Raw genomic sequence first — 14,281 nt, 5'->3', positions numbered from 1 at the left:
TTCACCCCTCGGGCTGACGCGCCGCACCACCTGTCGTCCCTAGGCTCGAGGCATGTTGAGCGTGACCTCCCTGACCCGCCGGTTCGGCGACCGCACCGCGGTCGACGCCGTGAGCTTCGACGTGCGCCCCGGTCGCCTGACCGGCTTCGTCGGGGCCAACGGTGCCGGCAAGACCACCACGATGCGGATGATCGTCGGCGTCCTCGGCCCGTCGTCGGGCGACGTCCTGTGGGACGGCGCGCCGCTCACCCGCGAGCAGCGCCGCTCGTTCGGCTACATGCCCGAGGAGCGCGGCCTGTACCCGAAGATGACCGTGCTCGACCAGCTGGTCTTCTTCGCCCGGCTGCACGGCTTCTCCCAGTCCGACGCCGTCGCCCGCGCGTCCGAGCTGCTGGAGCGGCTGGGGCTGTCCGAGCGCGTCGGCGACGTCCTCGAGACGCTGTCGCTCGGCAACCAGCAGCGCGTCCAGATCGCCGCGGCGCTCGTCCACCGGCCGATCGCGCTGGTGCTCGACGAGCCGTTCAGCGGCCTGGACCCGCTCGCCGTCGACTCGATGGTGGGACTGCTCCGCGAGGAGGTCACCGCCGAGGTGCCCGTGCTGTTCTCCAGCCACCAGCTCGACCTCGTCGAGCGCCTCTGCGATGACGTCGTGATCCTGTCCGACGGCCGCGTGGTCACCGCCGGCGACGCCGAGTCGCTGCGCCGCCAGGGACCTGTCCGCTACCGGATCGGGCTCGGCGAGGGCGACTCGGGCTGGCTGCGCGAGCTGGACGGCGTCCACGTGCTCGACGCCGAGGGCTCCACGGCCCTGGTCGAGCTGGCGGGGCTGGAGCCGGCCGACCTGCTCACGGCGGTCCACGCCAAGCACCCGGTCACCGAGTTCGCACCGGTGGTCCGTCCCCTCTCGGAGATCTACAAGGAGTCGATCGCATGAGCACCCCCACAGGCAGCACGCCGGTCTGGCGCCTCGTCGCCGAGCGCGAGCTGCGCACCAAGCTCAAGGACAAGACGTTCCTCGCCGGCGTCGGCTTCAGCCTGGCGCTGCTCGTGGTGGCGCTCGTCGTCTCCTCGTTCCTCAGCGGGTCGTCGGACGACTACGACGTCGCGGTCACCGACCAGGCGGCCACGCGGGTCGTGGACCAGGCCCAGACGGCGTTGCGCGCGAGCGGAGGGTCCGAGGACACCGTCGACGCCCGGTCGTTCGACGACGCCTCCGCCGCCGAGGCGGCCGTCCGCGACGGCGACGTCGACGCCGCGCTGCTGCCCACCGACGACGGGTACGAGGTGGTGGGCGACGACGAGGTCGACTCCGGGCTGCGCGCCGCCCTCGCGACCTCGGTGGCGGCCGAGGCGCTCGCCTCCAACGCCGCGGACGCGGGCGTCGAGGTCTCCGCCCTGCAGCAGGGCTCCGAGCTCGAGCAGCGGCTGCTCGACCCGGACGCGGCGCAGAGCGACGGCGAGAGCGCGATCGCGTTCGGCTTCGTCATCATCTTCTTCGTGACGGCCCTCGGGTTCGGCATGTCGATCGCGCAGAGCGTGGTGCAGGAGAAGGAGAGCCGGGTCGTCGAGATCCTCGCCGCCGCCGTGCCGATCCGCGCGATGCTCTGGGGCAAGATCGCGGGCAACACGGTGCTCGCGCTCGGCCAGGTCGTCCTGCTCGTCGCGGTCGCGATGGTGGGGCTCAACCTCACCGGCCAGGGCGGGCTCGTCGCGAGCGTCGGACCGGCCGTCGGGTGGTACGTCGCGCTGTTCGTGCTGGGCTTCGTCGCCCTCGCGAGCCTGTGGTCCGTGGCCGGCGCGATGGCCGGCAGCCAGCAGGACCTGCAGTCCACGACGTTGCCGGCCCAGATGATCCTGCTGGTGCCGTACATGGTGTCGATCTTCGCCAGCGACAAGGTCGCCGAGGTCATGTCGATGCTGCCGATCGTCTCGACGATGACGATGCCGGGGCGGATCGCGCAGGGCGACGTCCCGCTGTGGCAGATCGGCGTCGCGATCGGGGTCACCGTGCTCGCGGCCGTGGTGTTCGTCCGGGTGGGCACCCGGCTCTACGAGCGGACGCTGCTGCAGACCGGTCGCAAGATCGGCTACCGCGAGGCGTTCCACATGACCGACACCGCAGGCTGAGGCGCGTCGGGCACGTCGGGGGAGCGGTCGAACGGCGCCCACGCGAGCAGCTCGCGCAGGTGCGGCTCGACCGCCCCGGCCGCCTCCTCCACGCCGACCCGGCGTCCCAGCTCGGCACTGAGCGAGGTGACGCCGGCGTCGGCGATCCCGCACGGGACGATGCGGTCGTACCAGTCGAGGTCGATGTCGCAGTTGAGCGCGAAGCCGTGCATGGTGACGCCGCGCGAGACGCGCACGCCGATGGCGGCGAGCTTGCGCTCGGGCCCGCGGTGGTCGGCCGCCAGCCAGACGCCCGAGCGGCCCTTGACCCGTCCGCAGGTCAGCCCGAGGTCGGTGACCGCCCGGATCAGCGCCTCCTCGAGGCGGCGGACGTAGTCGACGACGTAGACGTGCTCGGCCAGGCGCACCACCGGGTAGCCGACGAGCTGGCCGGGGCCGTGGAAGGTGATCTTGCCGCCGCGGTCGACGTCGACCACCGGCGTGCCGTCGACGGGCCGCTCGTGCGGCTCGGTGCGCTTGCCCGCGGTGTAGACCGGGGGGTGCTCGAGCAGCAGGACGGTGTCGTCGCCGCTCCCGTCGGCCACGGCGGCGTGCAGCTCGCGCTGCCGCTCCCAGGCCTGCTCGTAGTCGACGACCTCGCTGCCGAGGCCCACGCGCTGGATCGTCAGAGGCACCTCGCCAGCGTACGCCGCCGCCTGTGGACGGAGCCCGACGCGTCGCGGCCGTCTGGGGCAGGCTGGGCCGATGGACGTCGTCTCGCCGATCGCGCAGGTGGTGGGGGCGATCGCGCTGCTCGCGCCGTCCCCCGCGCCCGGGCCGTGGACGGCCACCCTCGACCACCTCGACCTCGTGCGCAGCGCCGCGTTCGCGCGGCGCGACCCGTCGATGCTGGAGGGGGTCTACGTCGCCGGCACGGGGCTCGCCGAGGAGGACGCCGCCGTGATGGCCGACTGGCGGCGGCGCGGCCTGGCCCTCGGCCCCGTGCGGGTGCGCGTGCTGCGCGCGTCGGAGGTGTCGCGCACCGACCGCCGGGTGGTGCTCGACGTGGTCGACCGGCTCGAGCCGGTCGGCGCCCGCGACGGCGACGGCCGGTGGCACCGGCTGCCCCGGGACGGTGCGACCGACCGTCGCGTCGTCCTCCGGCTCACCGACGGCGGGTGGCGCGTGGAGTCGTCGGTGCGCGTGGCGGGCTGATCAGTCCTGGTGCAGCGCGGCCCTGACGAGCGTCTCGAGGTCGCCGTGCTCGAAGACGAACCCGGCGTCGAGGAGGCGCCTCGGGTAGGCCCGCTTGGAGCCCAGCAGCTCGCCGGACAGCTCGCCGAGGCCGACGCGCAGCGGCAGGCCCGGCACGGGGAACAGGGTGGGACGGTGCAGCGCCTCGCCGAGCACGTGCGTGAACTCGGCGTTGGTGGCGTCGACCGGCGCGGTGAGGTTGTACGGGCCCGACGTCTCGGGGTTGGTGGCCAGGAAGATCGCGGCGCGCACCCAGTCGGTGCGCGTGATGATCGGGAAGTACTGCTTGCCCGATCCGATGCGCCCGCCGACGCCGAGCTTGAACGGCAGGCTCATCAGCTGCAGCGCGCCACCGTCGGCGTCGAGCACGACGGCCGTGCGGAGGTGGCAGACGCGCGAGCCGGCGTCGGACGCGACCTGCGTCGCGGCCTCCCACTGCTCGACGACCTCGGTGAGGAACCCCTCGCCGGAGCCGGCGTCCTCCTCCAGCCAGGTGTCGCCGCGGTCGGTGCCGTAGGCGTTGATGCCCGAGCCCGAGATCAGGGCCGGCTTGTCGCCCGTGACCCCGGCGACGGCGCGCGCCAGCGTGGTGGTGGCGTCGAGACGCGACTTCATCAGCTCGCGGCGGTACGACGCCGACCACGGCCACCGCGCGATCGGGGCGCCCGACAGGTTGACCACGACGTCGCTCTGCGCGACGAGCGCGACGTCGACATCGCCCTTCGCGGCGTCCCAGCGCGACTCGTCGGGCGCGGTGGCCTCGTGGCGCACCAGACGCGTGACGGTGTGGCCCTGGGCGGTGAGCTGGGAGCAGAGCGAGGACCCGAGGAATCCGGAGGCACCGCCGACGAGGAAACGCATCCACCCATCCTGCCGGACGCACGACGGCGCGGCACCCCGGTCGGGTGCCGCGCCGTCGTGGCGTGCTCTGCGGGGCGGTGTCAGCCCAGCTCGGCCTCGAAGTTGGCCTCCTCGAGGCGCTGCTTGATCGCGCTGAGGAAGCGGGCCGCGTCCGCGCCGTCCACGATCCGGTGGTCGTAGGTGAGCGCGAAGTAGACCATCTGACGCACGGCGATCGTCTCGCCGAGGTTCGCGTCGTCGATCACCACGGGACGCTTGACGACGCTGCCCGTGCCGAGGATCGCGACCTGCGGCTGGTTGATGATCGGCGTGTCGAACAGCGCGCCACGGCTGCCGGTGTTGGTCAGCGTGAAGGTGCCGCCCGACAGGTCGTCCGGCGAGATCTTGTTGTCACGCGTGCGCTCGGCGACGTCGGCGATCTTGCGGGCCAGGCCCGCGATCGACAGGTCGCCGGCGTCCTTGATCACCGGCACGAGCAGGCCGCGCTCGGTGTCGACGGCCATGCCGAGGTTCTCGGCGCCGTGGTAGGTCACCGTGCCCTCGTCCATGTCGATCGTCGAGTTCACCTGCGGGTACTGCTTGAGGGTGTCGACGGCCGCCTTGGCGAAGAACGGCAGGAACGAGAGCTTGACGCCCTCGCGCGCCGCGAACGCCTCCTTGTGCTTGGCCCGCAGCCGCGCCACCCGCGTCACGTCGATCTCGACGACGGTGGTGAGCTGCGCCGAGACCTGGAGGGACTCGACCATGCGCGTGGCGATGACCTTGCGCAGACGGCTCATCTTCTCGGTCTTGCCACGCAGCGGCGACGGCTCGACCTTGGTGGCCGGTGCGGGCGTGCTCGCGGCGGGGGCCGACTCCTGGGCCGGGGCGGCCTTGGCGTCGTCCTGGGCCTTGGCGGCGTCGAGGACGTCCTGCTTGCGGATGCGTCCGCCCACGCCGGTGCCGGTGATCGCCTCGAGGTCGACGCCGTGCTGGTTGGCGAGCTTGCGCACGATCGGCGTCACGTAGGAGCCGCTCGAGCCCGACGGGGTCTGCGACCCTCCGGAGCCCGACGGCGTCTGCGCCGAGCCGGGACGCTCGGAGCGGGCGTTGGGCGCCGGGGCGTCGGACTCCGACGCGTGGTGCTCGGCGTCGGACTCCTTCGCGGCCGGCTTCTCGGGCTCGGGGGTCGGCTCGGGCTCCGGGGTGGGCTCGGGCTCGGGGGCGGGCTCGGGCTCGGGGGTCGGCTCGGGCTCGGGCTCCGGCTCGCTGCTGCCGCCGGACGCGGGCTCACCCGACCCGACGATCGCCAGCTCGGCGCCGACCTCGACGGTCTCGTCCTCGGCGACCTTGATCTCGAGGAGCTTGCCGGCCACGGGGGAGGGGATCTCGGTGTCGACCTTGTCGGTGGAGACCTCGAGCAGGGGCTCGTCGACCTCGACGTCGTCGCCGACCTCCTTGAGCCAGCGCGTGACGGTGCCCTCGGTGACCGACTCGCCCAGCTCGGGGAGCTTCACGGGGGTGCCCTCGGACGACCCGCCGGAGGACGCCGCCGGGGCGGGCTCGCTCTCCTCGGCGGGGGTCTGCTCGGCGGGCTGCTCCTGGGTCTCGGGCTCCGAGGTCGGCTCGGGCTCGGCCTGGGCGTCGTCGGACGCCTCGTCGGCCGAGGAGCCGTCGTCGGACGAGCCGGTGTCCTCGTCGGAGTCGCCGATCACCGCGAGCGCGGCGCCGACCTCGACGGTCTCGTCCTCCTCGGCCTTGATCTCGAGCAGGACGCCCGCGACGGGGGAGGGGATCTCCGTGTCGACCTTGTCGGTGGAGACCTCGAGCAGGGGCTCGTCCACCTCGACGGTGTCGCCGACCTGCTTCAGCCAGCGCGTGACGGTGCCCTCGGTGACGGACTCACCGAGCTCGGGAAGATTGACGGGCGTGGCCATGGTGTCCTCTGCTGGTCGTCGTCTGTGGGGTGTGGGTGGCGGTCAGGCGTGCGAGTGGAGGGGCTTGCCGGCCAGGGCGAGTGCCGCCTCGCCGAGGGCCTCGTTCTGCGTGGGGTGCGCGTGGATGAACTGCGCGACGTCCTCGGGGAACGCCTCCCAGTTGACGGTGAGCGAGGCCTCGCCCACCTGCTCGCCGAAGCGCGAGCCGATCATGTGGATGCCGACGATGGGGCCGTCCTTCTCGCGGACGAGCTTGACGACGCCCACGGTCTGCAGGATCTGGCTCTTGCCGTTGCCGCCGAGGTTGTACTCGTAGGTCTCGATCTCGTCGAACTTCTCCTTGGCCTGCGCCTCGGTGAGGCCGACCGACGCGAGCTCGGGCTCGCAGTAGGTGACGCGCGGGATGCCGGAGTCGATGACGGGCATCGGGTCGAGGCCGGCGATCTCCTCGGCCACGAAGATGCCGTGCGCGAAGCCGCGGTGGGCGAGCTGCAGGCCGGGGACGAGGTCGCCGACGGCGTACACGTTCTCGACGTTGGTGTGCAGGCGCTCGTCGGTGGGCACCCAGCCGCGGTCGACGGTGACGCCGGCGTCCTCGAAGCCGAGACCCTCGCTGCTCGGCCCGCGGCCGACGGCGACGAGGACCAGGTCGGTCTCGATCGTCTCGCCGGTCTCCAGGGAGACGGTGACGCCCGCGTCGGTCTGCTCGACACCGGTGAACTTGGTGCCGGTCTTGAAGTTGATCTTGCGCTTCTTGAACGCGCGCTCCAGGCCCTTGGACAGGACCGGGTCCTCGAGCGGGACGAGCGTGGGGAGCGCCTCGACGATGGTGACGTCGGAGCCGAACGACTTCCAGACCGACGCGAACTCGACGCCGATCACGCTGCCGCCGATGATGACGACGCGCTCGGGCACCTCCTCCATGCGCAGCGCCTCGTAGCTGGTGACCACGCGGCCGCCGAGCTCGAGACCCGGCAGGGTGCGGGCGTACGAGCCGGTGGCGAGCACGATGTTGCGGCCCGTCAGCGTCTGGTCGCCGACCTGGACGGTGTTCTTCGAGGTGAGCTTGCCCTCGCCCTCGACGACGGTGATGCCGCCGGACTTGATCAGGCCCTGCAGGCCCTTGTAGAGGCGGGCGGTGACGCCGTCCTTGTAGGAGTTGACGCCCTTGATGTCGATGCCGTCGAAGGTGGCCTTGACGCCGAAGTTCTCGCTCTCGCGAGCGGCGTCGGCGATCTCGGCCGAGTGCAGGAGCGCCTTGGTGGGGATGCAGCCGTAGTGCAGGCAGGTGCCTCCGACCTTGTCCTTCTCGACCAGGGCCACCGAGAGGTCCAGCTGGGCCGCGCGCAGTGCGCACGCGTAGCCCCCGCTCCCACCTCCGAGGATCACGATGTCGTACGTGTTCTCGGCGGTGTCTGTCACGCGGGCCTCCGGCCGGTCGAGCGGGCGAGATCGTCGCCCATCGCGGTGGGTGTGCAGGTGGTGGTGCCTTGTCATCTTGTCACTTCGCGCCACGCGCCACACCCGCGGGTCGAGAGCCCGCGGACACCGTCGCGTCAGGTCGCGTAGGGCACACTAGACCGTCACAGGGTTACTCGGGAGTTCGCGACGGACGCGGCTTCGGCCCGGTGGCGCAGGCAGTGCGACGACGGGAGTCCGGTGGCGATGGCGTGGTTCCGACGACGCAAGGGTGGACGCACCGAGGGCGGTGCGGCGGTGGCCGACCGCGCCGCGACGAAGGTCGACCGCGAGCACCTCGCGCAGTTCATCGAGACCCGCAGCGGCGTGGAGGGGTTCGTCGAGCCGCCCACCACCGTCAGCTCGGTGACGCTCCTGCTCGTGGCCAAGGACGGCGAGTGGACGCGGCGCCGCGTCCCGTCGGCCGCGTGGGCGCACGAGTTCGCCAACAAGATCGGCGTGCCCACCTACGACGCGGGCGTCGTCGGCTACCCCCAGCGCATGCGCGAGTACAACCACCGCAAGAGCCAGGCCGAGAAGGAGCGCCGCCGGTCCTCCTGACCACCGGCACCTAGGCTGTCTCCCGTGACAAGCCTGCTCGGCGCCGTGCGCCGTCCCCTCGGTCGTGACGGCACCCTCCTCGTGGCGCTGGCGGCCTGCCTGTGGGGCACGTCGTCGCTGATGCGCGGCCCGCTCGCCGCGGCCTACCCGGCCTCGACGATCGTCTTCCTCGAGCACCTGGTGATCGTGCTGCTGCTCAGCCCGTGGGTGCTCCCCGCGGTCCGCGCCTTCGGACGGGTCTCGACGCGCGCCAAGGTGTCGGCGGTCGTCGTCGGCGGCGGCTCCTCGGCCCTGGCCACCACGCTGTTCACCGCGTCGTTCGCCTACGGCGACCCGATCACGCCGCAGGTGCTGCAGAAGCTGCAGCCGCTGGTGGCGATCCTGCTGGCCGCCGTGGTGCTGGGCGAGCGGCTGCGTCCGCGGTTCGCGCTGTTCGCCGTCCCGGCGCTGGTCGGCGCCTGGGTGATGACGTTCCCCGACCCCCTCGACGTCAGCGCCACCAACCTCCAGGCCGCCGGGCTCGCCGTCGGCGCGGCGGCCCTGTGGGCGGCCGGCACCGTCCTCGGCCGGCTGATGGGCACCGAGCTCGGGGCGCGCGACGTCACCGTGCTGCGCTTCGTCTTCGGGCTCCTGGTGGCCGCGGTGATCGCCGTGACCCGCGGCGTCCCGCTGACGATCGACCGCTCCGACCTCGACCTGCTCGTCCTGCTCGCGCTCCTGCCCGGCGTCCTCGGCCTGACGCTGTACTACCGCGGCCTGCGCACGACGCCCGCGTCCCGCGCCACCCTGGCCGAGCTGATGTTCCCCGTCACGGCCGCCGTCGTCGGCGTCGGCTTCCTCGGCGGCACCCTGGTGGCCAGCCAGTGGCTCGGGCTCGTGGTCGTGGTCGCGTCCGTCACCGGCCTGGCCCTGCACGAGCAGCGCGCCCGCCGCACCACCGTCACCCCCGGCGTCGCCGCCCCGGAGGCCCCCGCCCCCGTCTAGCGGTGGGTACGGCCCCAGGATCGGGCGGATTGTGGGGCCATACCCACCGCCGGCCCGGCCGGGCGGTGGCTGACCCACCACGTTCGGCCCCGACGTGGTGGCTGGGGCACCGCCGGTGGTGGGTGGGACACCGCCACCGCGTGCCGTCCTCGGTGCGTCCTGTCGTCGGCGCGCCCCGCCCCGTGTGTGCCTGGCGGTGGGTACGGCCCCACGTTCGGGCGGATCCTGGGGCCATACCCACCGCCACCCGGCTGAGCGCGCCCCTTCGTCCCGGGAGACGAGAAGGCGACCCCGGCCGCTGGCCGAGGTCGCCGTCACCGTCCCACCGACCGCGTCACTCCTCGGCGAGACCGCCCGCGACGAGCTCGTCGGCGATCGCGACGAGGGTGCGGACCGACGAGCCGGTGCCGCCCTTGGGGGTGTAGTCGAAGGCCGTGTCGCTGAACGCCGGACCGGCGATGTCGAGGTGCGCCCAGCGGGTGTCGCCGACGAACTTGGACAGGAAGGCCGCCGCGAACAAGGTGCCACCGGCGGGCTTGGGGTTGTGCTGGCGCAGGTCGGCGATGTCGGAGGTGGTCACCTTGGCGGCGATCTCCTCGGTGATCGGCAGCGGCCAGAACGCCTCGCCGACGGTCTCGGCGACCTCGGGGATGCGGCGGCGGAGCACGTCGTCGTTGGACAGGACGCCGGCGGTGCGGTCGCCGAGCGCGACGACGGCCGCGCCCGTGAGCGTCGCGACGTCGACGATGACGTCGGGCTGCTGCTCGGTGGCCAGCACGAGCGCGTCGCCGAGGACGAGGCGTCCCTCGGCGTCGGTGTTGTGCACCTCGACGGTGGTGCCGCCGCGCATCGTGAGCACGTCGCCGGGCCGGGTGGAGTCGCCGCTGACCATGTTCTCGGCCATCGCGGCGTACGCCGTCACCTGGACGGGCAGGCCGAGCTCGGCGATGGCGATGGTGGCGGCCAGCACGGCGGCGGCGCCGGCCATGTCGCACTTCATCGTCATCATGCTGGCGCCGGGCTTGAGCGACAGGCCGCCGGAGTCGAACGTGATGCCCTTGCCGACGAGGGCGAGGTGCGCGACGGCCTTGCGGGGCTTGTAGGTCAACGTGACCAGGCGCGGCGGGGCGGTCGACGCGCGGCCGACGCCGAGGATGCCGCCGCACTTCTCGCGGGCCAGCTTCTCCTCGTCCCACACGGTCACCTTGACCTTGGACGACGCCGAGCTCGCCGCGACGGCCGCGCGGGCCTCGTCGGCGAACCCCGGCGGACGCAGGTCGCCGGCGGGGGTGTTCACCCAGTCGCGGGCGAGCGAGACGGCGGACGAGACGGCGACGGCCCGGGCGAGCGCGTCCTTCGCGCCGGACGTGCGGGCGCGGTCGGTGATCACGGTGACGCCGTGCGGACGGTCGTCGTCGGCCTCGGTCTTGTAGCGGTCGAAGGCGTACCCGCCGAGGAGCACGCCCTCGGCGATGGCCTGGACGCTGGAGTCGCGCGGCGTGGGCAGCGCGAACGCCACCGTGGCGGCGTTGCTGACCGCCTTGATGCCGTGCGCGGCCGCGCGGCGCAGAGCCTCGTCGGTGGGCTCGTCCTTGCCCAGGCCGACCACGACCACGAGAGCCGCCTTGACCGCCCCGCCCGACGGCACCTTGGCCACCTGGCCGGGCTTGCCCTTCATGCCGAGGGTCGAGAGCGTGGCGGCCAGACCCCGCCCGAACGCCTTGCCGACGTCACCGGCGGGGTCGACGAGACGCAGGTCGGGGTCGACGCCCACCACGAGCACGTCGGCCCGAGTGGACACGGCCTTGCCGGAGCCGAGGGACAGGTCGGGAGTCTTCGCAGGAGCCATGCAACCAACCTATCCGGGCGCCGGAACGCCGCCGGTCGCCGGATAGGTTGGCCCGCATGACGCTGCTGCGCTCGCCCCTGCACGACCGACACGTCGCCCTCGGTGCCAAGCTCGCCGAGTTCGGCGGGTGGGAGATGCCGCTCGAGTACGCGGGCGGCGGCGTGCTCGCCGAGCACAGGGCGGTGCGTGAGGCGGTCGGCGTCTTCGACGTCAGCCACCTGGGCACCCTGCGCGTCAGCGGCGAGGGTGCCGCCGCGCTCGTCGACACCAGCCTGACCAACGACCTCGGCCGCATCGGGCCGGGGCAGGCGCAGTACACGCTGTGCTGCGACGAGTCCGGCGGCGTCGTCGACGACCTCATCGTCTACCGCGTCTCCGACACCGACCTGCTGCTCGTGCCCAACGCGGCCAACGCCGCCGAGGTGGCGCGCCGGCTCGTCGCCGCGGCGCCCGACGGCGTCGAGATCACCGACCTGCACGAGGACGAGGCGATCATCGCCGTCCAGGGCCCGGAGAGCGAGGTCGTCCTGCAGGCGATGGGCCTGCCGACGGCCCACGACTACATGGCGTTCGAGACCGGCCGCCTCGGTGACCGGCGCGTGACGGTGTGCCGCAGCGGCTACACCGGCGAGATCGGCTTCGAGCTCGTCGTCGAGGCCGACGGCGCGCTCGCGGTGTGGGACGCCGTCATGGCCGCGGGCGAGCACCACGGCGTCCGCGCCTGCGGCCTCGGCGCCCGCGACACCCTGCGCACCGAGATGGGCTACCCGCTGCACGGGCAGGACCTGTCGCTCCAGATCAGCCCGGTGATGGCCCGCTCGGGCTGGGCCGTCGGCTGGGACAAGCCCGCCTTCTGGGGACGCGACGCCCTGCTCGCCCAGCGCGAGGAGAAGACCGTCCCGCTCCTGCGCGGTCTCCGGGCCGCGGCCCGCGGCATCCCGCGCGCCGGCATGACGGTGCTGGGGACCTCCGGCGAGCCCGCGGGCACCGTCACGTCGGGCACCTTCTCTCCCACCCTGCGCACCGGCATCGGCCTGGCCCTGCTCGACCGCTCGATCGGGTTCGGTGACCAGGTCACCGTCGACGTCCGCGGACGCTCCGAGGTCTTCGACGTCGTCAAGCCGCCGTTCGTCGAGGCTTCGACCCGCTAGGCCCGACGGCGCGAGCTGCTCGCCGACAGCGCCACCGACGCGCCGCAGGCCGCGACGAGCGCGAGAGCGGCGGGCACCGTCCAGCCCGGACGGAGCGGGTCGCCGAGCAGGGTGGAGCCGAGGACCGACGGCACCGCGATCTGCACCACCCACAACCACGCCGTCACGGTCGCGACGCCGTGCTCGCCCGCCACCTCCACGGCACGGGCGAACGCGAGCGCGCCGACGAGCGCCCCGCCGACCGTCACCCACGCGAGGGGTTGCGACGGCAGGTCGACCCAGTCGCCCGTCCCGTGCATCCCGCGCGCGGCAAGGGCCGACACCGTCCACGACAGGCCGGCGAGGCCGGCGGTGGTCGACGCGTGTCGCACCCGCCGCGCGACCGCGTAACCGGCCGCCACGAGGAGCAGGCCCACGCCCAGCGCCGGCGCCAGCCAGGCCGGGGGAGCAGGTGCCCGACCCGGAGCGGCCGACCAGGCGAGCACGGCGACCGACAGCACGACCACCACGACCGCCGCGGACGCGCGCCGGCTCGTCCGCACACCGAGCACCGGTGCCATCAGGAGCACGGCGACGGCGAGCGACGTCGCGAGCAACGGCTGGACGACGATCAGCGGCAGGTGCCGCAGGGCCACCACCGACAGGCCCCAGCCGACGAGGTCCAGCGCCCAGCCCACCTGGTAGGCGCGCTGCCGGACGATCCCGGTGCCCCCGGCGCGACGGGCGGCCAGGGCCTGCGCGACCGTGCCGATGCCGTTGAGCAGCGCCGACAGCAGGGCGGCGGCCAGGCTCACGAGCGTCGTGGACACGGCCGGACTCTGCCACGCGGGGACCGCTCCACGCCCGTAGGGTCGTGGCCATGGCATGGACGTGGCAGCTCGAGACCTCCGACGGCACCGTGGTCGACCCGGCCACCCTGGACGACCTCGGAGGTGCCGACGGCGTCGTCTTCCCGAGCCGCGGGGACGCCGAGTCCTGGGTCGGCGAGGTCTTCTCCGACCTCACCGCCCAGGGCGTCGACCAGGTCACCTTGTTCGAGGACGGCCGCAGCGTCTACGGTCCGATGTCCCTCCACCAGCAGTGACTGATCGCTGAGAGTGACCGGGCGATGGGACGTCAGTCGCCGGGGCGCTGCTCCGGCGTCGACCTCGCCACGATCGCGGGGTCGCGGGTGACGACGTCGCCCAGCGCCTCGTCGATCGCGGCCAGCAGGTCGGCCTCGAGCGTGACGCCCGCGGCCTTGACGTTGTCGGTGACCTGCTCGGGACGCGAGGCCCCGATCAGGGCCGCGGACACGTTCGGGTTCTGCAGCACCCACGCGACGGCCAGCTGCGCCATCGTCAGCCCGGCCTGGTCGGCCAGAGGTGCCAGCCTCTGCACCGCAGTGAGGGTGTCGTCCTTGAGCCAGCGCGACACCATGTCGGCGCCGCCCTTGGTGTCGGTGGCGCGCGAGCCCTCGGGGTAGTCCTGGCCCGGCTTGTACTTGCCCGTCAGGACGCCCTGCGCGATCGGCGACCAGACGATCTGCCCGAGCCCGAGCTCCTCGCACGTCGGCACGACCTCGTCCTCGATGACGCGCCACAGCATCGAGTACTGCGGCTGGCTCGAGACCAGCGGGATGCGCAGCTCGCGCGCGAGCGCCGCCGCCTCGCGGATCTGGTCGGCCGTCCACTCCGAGACGCCGATGTACTGCGCCTTGCCGCTGTGGACGACGTCGGCGAACGCGGACATCGTCTCCTCGAGCGGCGTGTGCACGTCGTAGCGGTGCGCCTGGTACAGGTCGACGTGGTCGGTCTGCAGCCGGCGCAGCGAGCCCTCGATCGACTCGACGACGTGCTTGCGCGACAGGCCGGAGTCGTTCGGGCCGCCGGGGCCGGTCGGGAAGTAGACCTTGGTGAAGATCTCGAGCGACTCGCGGCGCTCGCCCTTGAGCGCCTCGCCCAGCACCGTCTCGGCCGCGGTGTTGGCGTAGACGTCGGCGGTGTCGAACGACGTGATGCCCTCGTCCAGGGCCTGACGGACGCAGGCGGTGGCGATGTCGTTCTCGACCTGCGAGCCGTGGGTGAGCCAGTTGCCGTAGGTGATGGCCGAGATCTTCAGGCCGCTGCGACCCAGGTGGCGGAACTCCATGCGTGCTCCTC

General features: G+C 73.1%; 14 protein-coding genes. 7 read left to right on the top strand and 7 right to left on the bottom strand.

Going from position 1 to position 14,281, the window contains the following annotated elements:
* Positions 1-52 precede the first annotated feature (52 nt).
* Both ACI6PP_RS01255 and ACI6PP_RS01250 read left to right on the top strand, forming a co-directional pair.
* Complete coding sequence (locus tag ACI6PP_RS01255; protein ID WP_421108374.1) at positions 53-934, top strand: ABC transporter ATP-binding protein; 882 nt, start codon at positions 53-55, stop codon at positions 932-934.
* Complete coding sequence (locus tag ACI6PP_RS01250) at positions 931-2,127, top strand: ABC transporter permease (RefSeq protein ID WP_421108373.1); 1,197 nt, start codon at positions 931-933, stop codon at positions 2,125-2,127. Before ACI6PP_RS01255 ends, ACI6PP_RS01250 begins: the two co-directional genes overlap by 4 nt.
* On the opposite strand, the gene lipB is transcribed toward ACI6PP_RS01250, so the two are convergent.
* A complete protein-coding gene (lipB, locus tag ACI6PP_RS01245; RefSeq protein WP_421108372.1) occupies positions 2,088-2,801 on the bottom strand; it encodes a lipoyl(octanoyl) transferase LipB in 714 nt (237 codons plus the stop codon). The two genes, ACI6PP_RS01250 and lipB, sit on opposite strands and share 40 nt — an antisense overlap.
* A gap of 70 nt (positions 2,802-2,871) precedes the next feature.
* Here lipB and ACI6PP_RS01240 point away from each other — a divergent pair, with 70 nt between their 5' ends.
* On the top strand, positions 2,872-3,321 hold the full coding sequence (locus tag ACI6PP_RS01240; RefSeq protein ID WP_421108371.1) for a hypothetical protein: 450 nt from the start codon (positions 2,872-2,874) through the stop codon (positions 3,319-3,321).
* Here ACI6PP_RS01240 and ACI6PP_RS01235 read toward each other — a convergent pair whose 3' ends face one another.
* The 3 genes from ACI6PP_RS01235 to lpdA form a co-directional block, all read right to left on the bottom strand.
* Positions 3,322-4,221 (bottom strand): TIGR01777 family oxidoreductase, encoded by a 900-nt coding sequence (locus tag ACI6PP_RS01235; protein WP_421108370.1) that lies wholly within the window; start codon positions 4,219-4,221, stop codon positions 3,322-3,324. It lies immediately after the preceding gene.
* A gap of 80 nt (positions 4,222-4,301) precedes the next feature.
* Positions 4,302-6,137, bottom strand: a complete 1,836-nt coding sequence (gene sucB / locus ACI6PP_RS01230) for a 2-oxoglutarate dehydrogenase, E2 component, dihydrolipoamide succinyltransferase (RefSeq protein WP_421108368.1) — start codon at positions 6,135-6,137, stop codon at positions 4,302-4,304.
* Positions 6,138-6,179: 42 nt separating this feature from the next.
* Positions 6,180-7,559, bottom strand: coding sequence for a dihydrolipoyl dehydrogenase (gene lpdA / locus ACI6PP_RS01225; RefSeq protein WP_421108366.1), 1,380 nt, complete (start codon positions 7,557-7,559; stop codon positions 6,180-6,182).
* Between the two features lie 243 nt (positions 7,560-7,802).
* On the opposite strand from lpdA, the gene ACI6PP_RS01220 reads away from it, so the two are divergent.
* Both ACI6PP_RS01220 and ACI6PP_RS01215 read left to right on the top strand, forming a co-directional pair.
* On the top strand, positions 7,803-8,156 hold the full coding sequence (locus ACI6PP_RS01220; protein WP_421108365.1) for a hypothetical protein: 354 nt from the start codon (positions 7,803-7,805) through the stop codon (positions 8,154-8,156).
* 24 nt (positions 8,157-8,180) lie between these two features.
* Positions 8,181-9,140, top strand: a complete 960-nt coding sequence (locus ACI6PP_RS01215; RefSeq protein WP_421108363.1) for a DMT family transporter — start codon at positions 8,181-8,183, stop codon at positions 9,138-9,140.
* A 334-nt stretch (positions 9,141-9,474) separates the two neighbouring features.
* Here ACI6PP_RS01215 and ACI6PP_RS01210 read toward each other — a convergent pair whose 3' ends face one another.
* Positions 9,475-10,989: a leucyl aminopeptidase gene (locus tag ACI6PP_RS01210; RefSeq protein WP_421108362.1), complete on the bottom strand. Its 1,515-nt coding sequence runs from the start codon at positions 10,987-10,989 to the stop codon at positions 9,475-9,477.
* Between the two features lie 56 nt (positions 10,990-11,045).
* Between ACI6PP_RS01210 and gcvT the strand changes: the two genes are divergently transcribed.
* Complete coding sequence (gcvT, locus tag ACI6PP_RS01205) at positions 11,046-12,140, top strand: glycine cleavage system aminomethyltransferase GcvT (RefSeq protein WP_421108360.1); 1,095 nt, start codon at positions 11,046-11,048, stop codon at positions 12,138-12,140.
* Here gcvT and ACI6PP_RS01200 read toward each other — a convergent pair.
* Positions 12,137-12,949, bottom strand: coding sequence for a hypothetical protein (locus ACI6PP_RS01200; RefSeq protein ID WP_421108359.1), 813 nt, complete (start codon positions 12,947-12,949; stop codon positions 12,137-12,139). The genes gcvT and ACI6PP_RS01200 overlap by 4 nt on opposite strands.
* Before the next feature lie 50 nt (positions 12,950-12,999).
* Between ACI6PP_RS01200 and ACI6PP_RS01195 the strand changes: the two genes are divergently transcribed.
* Positions 13,000-13,224: a hypothetical protein gene (locus ACI6PP_RS01195; protein WP_421108357.1), complete on the top strand. Its 225-nt coding sequence runs from the start codon at positions 13,000-13,002 to the stop codon at positions 13,222-13,224.
* 32 nt (positions 13,225-13,256) lie between these two features.
* On the opposite strand, the gene ACI6PP_RS01190 is transcribed toward ACI6PP_RS01195, so the two are convergent.
* Positions 13,257-14,270 carry an aldo/keto reductase family protein gene (locus tag ACI6PP_RS01190; RefSeq protein ID WP_421108355.1) on the bottom strand — a complete coding sequence of 338 codons (1,014 nt, stop codon included), beginning with the start codon at positions 14,268-14,270 and terminating at the stop codon, positions 13,257-13,259.
* Between the last annotated feature and the right edge of the window lie 11 nt (positions 14,271-14,281).

Source organism: Solicola agrisoli (genome assembly GCF_049059935.1).
Taxonomy (GTDB): Bacteria; Actinomycetota; Actinomycetes; order Propionibacteriales; family Nocardioidaceae; genus JAURVT01.
The sequence above is the reverse complement of the archived record's forward strand: the minus strand, read 5'-3'. Positions and strand labels throughout refer to the sequence as shown.

Excerpts from the sequence above, each read along its gene's own strand:
- ACI6PP_RS01190 (WP_421108355.1), bottom strand. The coding sequence starts at position 14,270 with ATGGAGTTCCGCCACCTGGGTCGCAGCGGCCTGAAGATCTCGGCCATC.
- ACI6PP_RS01240 (WP_421108371.1), top strand. The coding sequence starts at position 2,872 with ATGGACGTCGTCTCGCCGATCGCGCAGGTGGTGGGGGCGATCGCGCTG.
- ACI6PP_RS01220 (WP_421108365.1), top strand. The coding sequence starts at position 7,803 with ATGGCGTGGTTCCGACGACGCAAGGGTGGACGCACCGAGGGCGGTGCG.
- ACI6PP_RS01250 (WP_421108373.1), top strand. The coding sequence starts at position 931 with ATGAGCACCCCCACAGGCAGCACGCCGGTCTGGCGCCTCGTCGCCGAG.
- ACI6PP_RS01255 (WP_421108374.1), top strand. The coding sequence starts at position 53 with ATGTTGAGCGTGACCTCCCTGACCCGCCGGTTCGGCGACCGCACCGCG.
- gcvT (WP_421108360.1), top strand. The coding sequence starts at position 11,046 with ATGACGCTGCTGCGCTCGCCCCTGCACGACCGACACGTCGCCCTCGGT.
- ACI6PP_RS01210 (WP_421108362.1), bottom strand. The coding sequence starts at position 10,989 with ATGGCTCCTGCGAAGACTCCCGACCTGTCCCTCGGCTCCGGCAAGGCC.
- ACI6PP_RS01235 (WP_421108370.1), bottom strand. The coding sequence starts at position 4,221 with ATGCGTTTCCTCGTCGGCGGTGCCTCCGGATTCCTCGGGTCCTCGCTC.
- sucB (WP_421108368.1), bottom strand. The coding sequence starts at position 6,137 with ATGGCCACGCCCGTCAATCTTCCCGAGCTCGGTGAGTCCGTCACCGAG.
- ACI6PP_RS01195 (WP_421108357.1), top strand. The coding sequence starts at position 13,000 with ATGGCATGGACGTGGCAGCTCGAGACCTCCGACGGCACCGTGGTCGAC.